This window comes from Reyranella aquatilis, assembly GCF_020880995.1.
GTDB lineage: Bacteria > Pseudomonadota > Alphaproteobacteria > Reyranellales > Reyranellaceae > Reyranella > Reyranella aquatilis.
Map to the genome: position 1 here is coordinate 102323 of NZ_JAJISD010000015.1, position 9536 is coordinate 111858.

The 9536-nt window shown below is 58.0% G+C and carries 8 protein-coding genes; 2 read left to right on the forward strand and 6 right to left on the reverse strand.

Going from position 1 to position 9536, the window contains the following annotated elements; all coding sequences use genetic code 11:
* The 5 genes from LJ725_RS26560 to LJ725_RS26580 form a co-directional block, all read right to left on the reverse strand.
* Nucleotides 1-1908, reverse strand: coding sequence for an ORC-CDC6 family AAA ATPase (locus LJ725_RS26560; protein WP_230553976.1), 1908 nt, complete (start codon nt 1906-1908; stop codon nt 1-3).
* Nucleotides 1908-3014, reverse strand: a complete 1107-nt coding sequence (locus LJ725_RS26565; RefSeq protein WP_230553977.1) for a phosphoribosyltransferase-like protein — start codon at nt 3012-3014, stop codon at nt 1908-1910. Before LJ725_RS26565 ends, LJ725_RS26560 begins: the two co-directional genes overlap by 1 nt.
* Before the next feature lie 16 nt (nt 3015-3030).
* Nucleotides 3031-4968, reverse strand: a complete 1938-nt coding sequence (locus tag LJ725_RS26570) for an HAD family hydrolase (protein WP_230553978.1) — start codon at nt 4966-4968, stop codon at nt 3031-3033.
* A 5-nt stretch (nt 4969-4973) separates the two neighbouring features.
* Nucleotides 4974-5558: an NADAR family protein gene (locus LJ725_RS26575; protein ID WP_230553979.1), complete on the reverse strand. Its 585-nt coding sequence runs from the start codon at nt 5556-5558 to the stop codon at nt 4974-4976.
* A gap of 307 nt (nt 5559-5865) precedes the next feature.
* The gene (locus LJ725_RS26580) at nt 5866-6411 is read right to left on the reverse strand and encodes a hypothetical protein (RefSeq protein WP_230553980.1); all 546 of its coding nucleotides are present in this window, start codon (nt 6409-6411) and stop codon (nt 5866-5868) included.
* A gap of 110 nt (nt 6412-6521) precedes the next feature.
* On the opposite strand from LJ725_RS26580, the gene LJ725_RS26585 reads away from it, so the two are divergent.
* A complete protein-coding gene (locus LJ725_RS26585; RefSeq protein WP_230553981.1) occupies nt 6522-7400 on the forward strand; it encodes an amidohydrolase family protein in 879 nt (292 codons plus the stop codon).
* A gap of 203 nt (nt 7401-7603) precedes the next feature.
* Here LJ725_RS26585 and LJ725_RS26590 read toward each other — a convergent pair whose 3' ends face one another.
* Nucleotides 7604-8434, reverse strand: coding sequence for a class II glutamine amidotransferase (locus LJ725_RS26590; protein ID WP_230553982.1), 831 nt, complete (start codon nt 8432-8434; stop codon nt 7604-7606).
* Nucleotides 8435-8568: 134 nt separating this feature from the next.
* Between LJ725_RS26590 and LJ725_RS29280 the strand changes: the two genes are divergently transcribed.
* A complete protein-coding gene (locus LJ725_RS29280) occupies nt 8569-9390 on the forward strand; it encodes a maleate cis-trans isomerase family protein (protein WP_230553983.1) in 822 nt (273 codons plus the stop codon).
* Nucleotides 9391-9536 lie beyond the last annotated feature (146 nt).

Below are 9536 nucleotides of genomic sequence, written 5' to 3' on the forward strand. Positions count from 1 at the left end.
TCACATGCTCCCGAGCCCTCGGGCAGCAACGCGCCCTTCTTCCATCCAACCAGCAAGATCCTTAACCGACACGTCCTGCCATCCACCCATTTGCAATGGCAACCCAAAGGCAGCACACAAACCTCGACTCAGGTAGAACACCGTCCCCCCTTGTCTTGATGTGCTCGCAGCACTGGGCCTAGGAGAAAGCAGGTTTTCCGCAACACATTCCGAAATCACTCTACGCAGGACACCTAATGCGCCGATCTCCTTGCCTTCCAATTGCCGTAACTTTGTAAGTTCGCCATTCGATAGACGAACCCCTGTTACACCTGGTGCGTAGGGTGCATTTGGTAGGAATGTCTTCTCTCTGCAGAACGCTCCTATAGAGTTGAGCAAAGCAAATGCTCGCGTTCCCTCGGTGTGGCTGCGCGGAACAAACTCAAGCCGCCGTCTTGCGCTCTCATGTAACGTCTTATCCTGCTCGATGGGAGCGAGGGCAAACTCTTTACGAAGAATGCGCTTAGCCTTTATCTTTTCAAACAGCGCCGCTGCGAGTTGAAGAAGTTCATTAGGGTTATTATTAGCCAATATACAAAGACGCTCGACTCCATAGTAATATGGAATGCCCAGCTCCTCTCGCATCATGATTTCCGCAGCTGCTTGAAGCTGGGAGCTATCTCTCTCAACTAATTCATCATCTGAAAGCGGTGTCAGCTCCAGCGACAGCTGGCGCTTTCTTTCGTCTCTCTCGATCAAAACGCGAGCAACATAAAGGTCTTGAAGTGCATCCAGCGTGGCCACGTTTGACAACTCATCGACACGCTGCAGCCAACCTGAATACTTTGCATTAGATCTATGCCGTCGCAACGAAGTCAGAATCTTCTGCGCCCCAATAGCGATAGCTTCTTTAACTTCAGAGGGATAAATCTCGCCTCGTAGATTTTGCTCGAATGTTCCCAATGGAATTACGTCTTGGCGATTCATTCGCCTATCAAGGATGTTTTGAGCGAATGAAGTGAATTGGCTCTGGCCGGAGTTCCAAAGATCCTCAAGCGAATACTCGTGAGCTTCGCGCCCTTCACGCACACCGGGCGCCAGCAATTCATCCCCTAGGACAACCGTCCTTTCAGCCAACCAAACTGGAATTGACGGTCGCAGGTCCGTTAACTCCTTAAGCAAAAAAGCGCGCTGCCTCTTGCGAAGCTTATTTACGTCGTCGACCAGCAGCAGTCGACCAAACTCAATCTGTTTAGGCCCTATATAAAACAGTGCGCGTTGAAGCCACCGAATGCTTTCAAACCGCAAATGTCCGGGACCTTTCGAATTACCATCGTGCACCAACGCGTCGAGCGTTTTATATACATTTCGCTCGCAGCCCTCCGCCCAGCGCATTAACTCAAGCGCCGAATCAACCTTGGGAATATCATAAAATTCTTCTACTGAATCGCCGTAGACAATCCGGACGTTCTGCAAGACATCGATACTTCTTTCTTCAAGGAAGGCTACGAGACTGCGCAGAGTTCGGGATACGACACGACAATTAAAGAGCGCTCGGAAAAGATTATCGTCAACTGCAGACAAACTCGGCGGAAGATCCGCATAGCCCGATGCACAAGACAGAAGCACTCCAAGCATCGAAGGGCCACTATCATCAAGCACATTGCGAGCACTTAGTCTTTGGAAAGTGTCGATCATCCCGTCCGATTGCCGGGCCGCCCAAAATGCTCTGAGACATGCTGGCGTAAAAGCGCGCAAAAGCGTCGTCTTACCTCCCCCCGGCGGACTGCGAAAAATATGAACGCCAGCAAGAAAAGCTTCGTCAGGAAGTCGGTCGAGAACACGCGGCGAAAACAGACGCACAAAATCGTGGTCTGAGCCCATCTGCTCAAATCGACGATCCAGAAAAGGATTGGTCAGGTAGGCCATCAGAATTCTCTGTGGCGGCTCACGCGCGGAAATAGTCCGCGAAACTCAGTCCACTCCGGGCCCCAGAGTATGTAGAGGGAATTGTTAGGAGTGTTATGAAAAAGGATTACCGGGAGCGCACATCCTGCAAAGCCCAGGCGCGCATCGTCCGTTCCACCAATGCGGAAATGTTTGTCAGCAACCCTTTGATCACAATACTGATCCTTTGTAAGGATTGGCTGAAGCGATGGGTAATTCTCTGGCGCTAGTTTGTCACTTCGCTCGATAGGACAGAGGACACGCACATGTAAAGGCTTGTACCCTCGCTCAGAGGTGAACCTGTCGGCCCAATATTCGATATGATCGATCGCCTGCCTAGTAGCGACATACAAGAGAAGAAACACTTCATAATTTGTGGAATCGACCAAATCCCCTCGATTTAGCCTGTCGTATATTTTCTTAAGCTTTCCTTTAAAGTCTTTTTTCTCCGCGTCATAACGTATGTAGGTGTTGCCACTTCCCGAAAAATCATCGATGAGCCAAACAAGATTGAAGCGTGGTCGCGAGCTATTATAACCTCGAGAATTTAGTGACTTCTCTAGCTCGACCACCATATCTTCGGCTTTATCATCGGCCAACTCATAAGCATGCCAGATTTGCTCGTTGCTAATTTCATTGTTACTCGCGCGTCGCAACTCGTTAGTGCGTGCACCATCGCTCAATCCTAAATACAACGACTTCAGTTGCAGCTCTGCAAACCTGCGATGATTTGTGATTGCTCCAACAAGATGCCTAGAAACGCTCAACTCCTCAGCCACAATACGCATACGCTCATCGGCTATGATATCGGGGTACGAAATTTGCACTAAATGAGATAATTCTTGATCAGAGAAGTACACCAGCTTTTCAACAACAAAGTCGAGCGCAGCCTTTCGATCTTCCATGTCAAATTGCCGGAGCCATAAAGCGAGGCTCTCTATAAAATGCTGTCCCGGCGCAAATCGCTGATACCGATCGTACTTAAAATCCGCCAGCAATTGCAAAATCGGTACGTACTTAAGCACCGATTCATCCTGGGACCACCCCATTATCTTCGCTAACAGTTGCTGGGCGTTAAAATCGTTCATCGGCTGAATGACGGTCCTATTTATTGAACTCTATACTAAACGTACCATCAGAACGTGCAGTAATTCTATCCAAATACCAGAGCGTCGCGCCCACGTCGCGCTTACTTAAGGGCGCCAAATTCCACCCTCGGTCGAGTCGCCGCGATGGTACATCGACGCTCAGAGAGTAACGATGTTCCAGCAGCGCTGCGTCATTTCCGGGCCAAGCGCCTTGGTCTCCGATGGTCAACACTTGATAGGCATCAAGCTTGAAGTTCTGCACAATGTGAGCGACAAGACGTGATTTGCTAACTCCGACCTCTAGAATATCCACAGAGTGCTTACTGTGTTGGACGTTTAGTGGGTCAAGGCCTGCTTGACGTAGAGCATCAGCAATTACGAACCACATCTCACTTGCATTGACACCATCCCGAAAGCGGATGCTGATCTGGTAGGGGTGAGTGGCGCGGATATTGTCAATTGGCAAACCATACTGCCTAAGTCGGCCAACAATTCGGCCTATGTGATTCAGAAATTCACTTTGATTTTCGGAAGCTGACTCACTCATATCTGCGGTAGTAATCCGCCCACCGTTATACAATCCAAGCTGAATTTTAGAGCGCTCCTCCGGCGAAAAACACTGCTGCAGCTCTTCTTGAATAGAGTTTCCTCGTCCGGAGGCGATACCGACTATTATCTTCTGCCCAAGAAGCTTGCGAATACCGTCGACGATTCCTTTGGAAAGCGATCCCACAGGGGCCTGCGACTCGCACAACACCCCGTCGTAATCAAATACTACGGCTCTGAATCTCTGGCCCGACATGCTCTCACGGAATGTTTCCATAGCTCGCTGCATTCGGCTGTGTGTTCTGATCGCAGGCCAACGCGCGCCCAACACATCATACTTCGATGCAGCGCCGCGGTTCGGCTGCTCAGGCGGCGGCGGAATAAGATTTGCTAGGCTTAAATAATACAGATCTCTGCCAAAAGCAGGAACAGTTGGCTTCCCTGGATCGACACCGAGCGCTGCAGCAATCTGATCGACTAGATACATTTCTGCGGCCAGCCCCACGACAAGGTCACTGGTAGCAGCACCAGGCAAACTCAACTCAAGCGTTTGCAATTTAGATGGGAGTAATTCTCGCATCTTCTCCCAGAGTGTCGCCACAGTGGGTTCAACGATAGCGAGAATCGAACACTGGTCGGGCTTCTCCGATGCCCATAGATGTCGACCATGGGCAAATGATCGCACGTCAGTGAGCTGACAGTGAAGCAATGCTGCTTCTGATAGTTTCGATTCAAGATCGATTGCGATTGGCTTCAGAAGGGGAGAATACGCAACTATGATGTTCTTGCTCTGCGCGGAAGCTTGTACAAACTCCCTTGCTTGGAGCAGCCATTGATCTATCGGCTGACCACTGACTAGCAACTCACCGAGCGAGCTTGGGAGCTGAGTTCTGCCATCGAGTTCGCCGTATGCTCGTGCAACCAGTGTCGCCGTCGCCAGCAAGCTATTTGTGGCTAGATATCCATCTTTCTCCTTGAGCTCAAAGACATGCGTATGCAGGCCAGATGAAGCCTGAGCCAGATCGATAAGAGGACTCTTCTTTTGGTTGGTGATTAGGTGGATCGCTCGGGCGCTATGATCTCGCGCGCGTTTGATCGCTTCTAAGATATCGGGATTTTTTCCCTCCGCAGAAACAAAGAATACTGGGCTCGTGGAAGCCAATGTAGGATTGCAGGAGATCTCCAAAGGCGTAGAGGGCCTCGAGAGGCGACCTGTATAGGCTTCATGGAGGCTGCAAAGCACAGAAGCGACTGTGAATGAGCCGCCAGACCCCACAGCGATAATCCCCTCCGTTCCGGCTGCGGCTATCGCTGCTTTGATCGCCGAAACGTCGAACGACAAGACCTCCGCGTAGGTCGCGGGAAGCTTGCCCAGTTCAGCATGAAAAATTCCTGATGCAGAATTCATCTGTCTCAATGCTGTTTTCCGGTGTTCCGAACACGCGGCTTAGGTTGCGATTTTGAATTCTTGATGTTGCTGAGGTTGCCAACCTCAAGTTTGTCGCGCAATTCCATCAGAAGAATCCCCAGCATGTTCTTCCCTTTACCATTCACTTCTCCCCACGTGCGATTTACTAAGTTATCGACGGTACCCACTTCAACGAGGCGAGCATTCCCAGTTGATAACAATACGTCAGCAAGGTCTGTATGCTGGGTGAACTTTGCTTCGAGAACTTTCCTCATACGATCGAATTTCACCTTCGACCATTGAGGTGCGATATCCCAAGAGTACAAGCCATGCGCGGCCATCGCTAGCAGTGCAGGGGATGGAGCGCTCATCAACCAGTCTCGAACGATTGGACGGCGAGCCTTGCCTGCCTGATATGCATGCTCTGCTGTCGGATACTCCTGTCCTTCGAACACGATCGGACGTCGATAGAGGTTACTTAAGACACCATAAGGTTTTTCATTGGAGCGATAGAAGCGCACCTCGGCGATTTTGGAGGTAGACTTCGAAGCGCCTTTTTTTGCTTCCCTCGAATTAGATCTTTGCTTCATTTTCCAGTGGCTCAAATTCAAATCGCAGTTCGGCTGCTAGTCAGCGCTTATTGTTCGGACACGCAGAAGTAAGCGCGCAACAAACGGCGTATCGTCACTAGATTTAGCATATCTAATGCTGGGCGAGGCGTCACCGATACATCAAGTGACTAGGCGCTGCCGAGATCAGTTCTCTGGAAAGACAAGATCGTGAGCGATCTATCGGGCCGCCGGTCAACAGGGAGAATTAGCGCGCCAGCCCTCTAGCGGCGCGCTATAGAGCTTTCCGGTCAACCGATTATCCAAACGACGGCTGGATCTCGCTAAGTCAAGGCAACGTCACCTTCACCAGCTTCCCGCCCCGCACGTCCACCCGCTTCATCATCGAGCCGCCCTCGGCGCGGTCGCCCGGACCGTCCCACTTCACGGCGGTCGTGACGTACCAGACGCCGTCGGGGACGCGCGGGAAGGAGAAGCTGCCGGAGGCGTCGCAGGTGGTGCGGCGCAGGGTCGAGACGTAGAGCGGGTCGTCGCGGTCGAACTTCACCGGAGCCAGGCTGGCGGCGCGGGTGCCGCGCGTGTCGTTGCCGAAGATCGCCGTCATGCGGGCGCGGGCATAGGCGCTGGCGGGGATGAGGTTGGCGGCCTGGCCGGCGCAGGTATGGGTCGTGTCGCCCGCCTTCAGGGTCGCGATGCCGCTCACCGTGTTGCTGCCGGCCTTGCGCGACCATTCGACCTCCGAGGCGGGGATCGGCTGCGACAGCGCGCTGGGCGGCGGCGGCGCGAAGGCCTGGTCGAACTGGGCGCAGCCGGTGGCGGCCAGGGAAGCGGCAACGGTGGCGGCGAGGCCGAAGAGGCGAGCGGCGGGCTTCATGGGAGGGGCTGTCTCCGGGCGCTTGAGGACGGATCGAGGGGCGAAAACGCTAGACGACAACGCCGGTTGCCGGCCTGTGTTCCTTTGGTGGTTCGGCTAGGCTCGCGGCCATGACCCAGTCCGCCCCCTTCGACGCCTTCCCCCTCCCCGCCGGCAGCGCCGACTGCCACGTCCATGTCTACGGTCCCTACGATCGCTTCCCCGCCGTGCACGGCGGCAAGTTCTCGCCGCTGCAGGCGACGCCGGTCGAGGCGCTGCTGGCGCTGTGGGACCGGATGGGCATCGCGCGCGGCGTGATCGTCCATGCGCTGGCGGCCGGCGGCGACAACGAGGTGACGCTCGACGCGCTGCGCCGCCATCGCGACCGGCTGCGCGGCGTGGCGATCCTGAAGCCCGAGGTGAGCGAGCGCCGGCTCGACGAGCTGAGCGAGGCGGGCTTCAAGGGCGTGCGCATCAACCTGCTGCGCCAGGACGGCAAGCCGGTCTCCTCGGGCGGCATGAACCTCGACGACCTGGTGGCGCTGGCGCCGCGCCTGCACGCGCGCGGCTGGCACGTCCAGCTCTGGGTCGAGACCGGCGATCTCAAGGAACTGGCGCCGACGCTGGAGAAGATGCCGTTCGATTTCGTGATCGACCATATGGGACGCACCATGGCCGACAAGGGCGTGGACACGCCCGGCTTCCGCGATTTCTGCGAGAAGCTCAAGACCGGGCGCTACTGGTGCAAGCTCTCGGGCGCCGACCGCAACACGCGCCAGGGCGCCGGGCCGGGCGCGGCCTACGACGACACGGCGCCGTTCATGCAGGCGCTGGTCGCCGCCAATCCCGACCGGCTGGTCTGGGGCAGCGACTGGCCGCATGTCGGCCACGCGGCCGAGGCGATCCCGCAGGAGGAGGACCTGCTGCGCCACTTCTTCCGCTGCGTGCCGGACGCGGCGGTGCGGAAGAAGATCCTCGTCGACAATCCGAAGGCGCTTTACGGGTTCTGAGTTCTTGGCTGGGATTTTGCGGTCGAGGCGGGACGCAACGCTCCTTCCCCAACGCGCCTCACCCTGAGGAGCGCTCCTCAGGAGCGCGTCTCGAAGGGTCGGCACGCGCACCTTGCCTGTTCCCCATCCTTCGAGACGGCCCTTCGGGCCTCCTCAGGATGAGGGTGGGGATGAACGCTGCAGTCGCGAGACGGGGTGCTTGTTTATCCTGCCGTCGTCGCCGCCAGTTCGCCGGCGGCCAGCACGACGATCTCGCCTTCGGCGAGCGGGCGCCAGTGGCCCGCGGTGACGGGGACGCTGGCGAGCAGCGACAGGTCCTGCGCGTCGTCGGTGGGATGGAGTGCAACGCCGGCTTCGGATTCGGGCGTGCCATGCTCGGCGCCTGTCCGATGCGCGCCTTCGGCGCGATGCCGATGCCGGAACCACAGGCCCGGCCCCATCGAGCCGTCGGACCCGCGGCGGCGATGGCCGTGGCCGAACACGAACTCGCCGTCGCTGTAAAGGAAGTTGAAGGTGCCGAGCGGGCGCATTTCGGCGGCGAAGGCGGCGAGCGTTTCGAGCCGCAGCCCGAGCGGCGGGACGCGGCGGTGCCACAGCGGCGCGAGGCGCTCCAGCAGCAGGCAGAAGGCGCTTTCGGAATCGGTCTGGCCGACGGGATGGAAGCGATGCGCCGGTTCGGCGGCGCGCGTCACCACGTCCTTCAGGTCGCCATTGTGCGCGAAGAGATGCGTGCGGCCGCCCAGCTCGCGCACGAAGGGCTGGGTGTTGGCGAGGCTGTTGCCGCCCTGCGTCGCGCGCCGGATGTGCGAGACGAGCTGGCGCGTCGGCAGGGTGCGGCGCTCGATGAAGTCGAGCCACGGGCTGTGGCTCGCGGGCTCGGGCTCCTTGTAGAGCCGCACCTCGTGGCCTTCATGGAACGCCACGCCCCAGCCGTCGACATTGCCGGTATCGGCCCCGCCATGGCCCGCGAACTTGCGCAACGAGAAGCTGGCGCGCATCGGCTTGCGGGCGGAGAGACAGAAGAGCTCGCACATGAGGAAAGGTCCTTCGCTGCGCTCAGGATGACAACGTTGTTGGGTCTGACGCAATGCGCCAATACAAACACCCATTGTCATCCCGAGCGTAGCGAGGGACCCTTACTCGGACCGTCATCACGAAAGGCATCAGCGTGACTCACCACGACAACTGGGGCTGGCGCGCCCGCATCGGGCTGTTCATCGTCGGCAACGAGGCGGTGCCCGAGGCGGAATGGTGGGCGATGGCGCCGCCGGGCGTGTCGGTGCATGCCGCGCGGGTGACGGCGTCGACGCCGTGGGCCAAGTGGCGCGCGGATCGCAGCGGCGTCGATCTCGCCGACGATCTGGCGCGCGGGGCCAGGCAGTTCTCGGCCATGCGGCTGCAGGCCGTCGTCTTCGCCCACACGTCGAGCAGCGTCGTGGGCGGCAAAGGCTGGGACGAGGCGACCGTCGATGCGCTGTCGGCGATCGTGGGCGCGGGCCTCGCGGGCGAGGACACGCAGGCCCATCGCGCGGCGAAGGTCACGACCAACGGGCTCGACACGCTGGCGGCGCTGCGTCACGCGGGCGTGCGGCGGCCGTTCCTGGTGGTGCCGCCGTGGTTTCCCGACGACACAATGGCCGCGGCGCTGCGCTACTACGCCGATCACGGCCACGCGCCGGTCGGGCACCTGCGCCTCGATCCCGGCCGCAAATGGCGGGACGTGCCGCCGCAGGATCTCTATCCGCAGGGCATGGGCTTCGAGCAGGAGATCGAGCCGCTCTACGCCCAGATCCTGAAAGCCTGCCCCGCCGCCGCCGACGGCGTGCTGATCGGCGGCACGGGTTTTCGCTGCGTCGGCATCATCGACACGCTGGAAAAGGACCTCGGCCGCCCGGTGATCAGCGCCAACCAGGCGAGCCTGTGGCACTGCCTGCGCATGAGCGGGATCAGTACACCGATCGAAGGCTATGGGGCGTTGTTGCGGTCGTAGCGTCGCTTCGCGCCTCCAAAACACCAACCTCATCCTGAGCGACCGTCGTGAGGGTCAAGCGTTTGCCCATGGCTTTTTGTCCCTGAGGATTGCGTTGAGGATGGTCACGAGCTTGCGCATGCAGGCGACGATGGCGACCTTTGCGG

Coding starts and splice junctions, on each gene's coding strand:
- LJ725_RS26560 (WP_230553976.1), bottom strand. CDS start 1,908: ATGGCCTACCTGACCAATCCTTTTCTGGATCGTCGATTTGAGCAGATG.
- LJ725_RS26565 (WP_230553977.1), bottom strand. CDS start 3,014: ATGAACGATTTTAACGCCCAGCAACTGTTAGCGAAGATAATGGGGTGG.
- LJ725_RS26570 (WP_230553978.1), bottom strand. CDS start 4,968: ATGAATTCTGCATCAGGAATTTTTCATGCTGAACTGGGCAAGCTTCCC.
- LJ725_RS26575 (WP_230553979.1), bottom strand. CDS start 5,558: ATGAAGCAAAGATCTAATTCGAGGGAAGCAAAAAAAGGCGCTTCGAAG.
- LJ725_RS26580 (WP_230553980.1), bottom strand. CDS start 6,411: ATGAAGCCCGCCGCTCGCCTCTTCGGCCTCGCCGCCACCGTTGCCGCT.
- LJ725_RS26585 (WP_230553981.1), top strand. CDS start 6,522: ATGACCCAGTCCGCCCCCTTCGACGCCTTCCCCCTCCCCGCCGGCAGC.
- LJ725_RS26590 (WP_230553982.1), bottom strand. CDS start 8,434: ATGTGCGAGCTCTTCTGTCTCTCCGCCCGCAAGCCGATGCGCGCCAGC.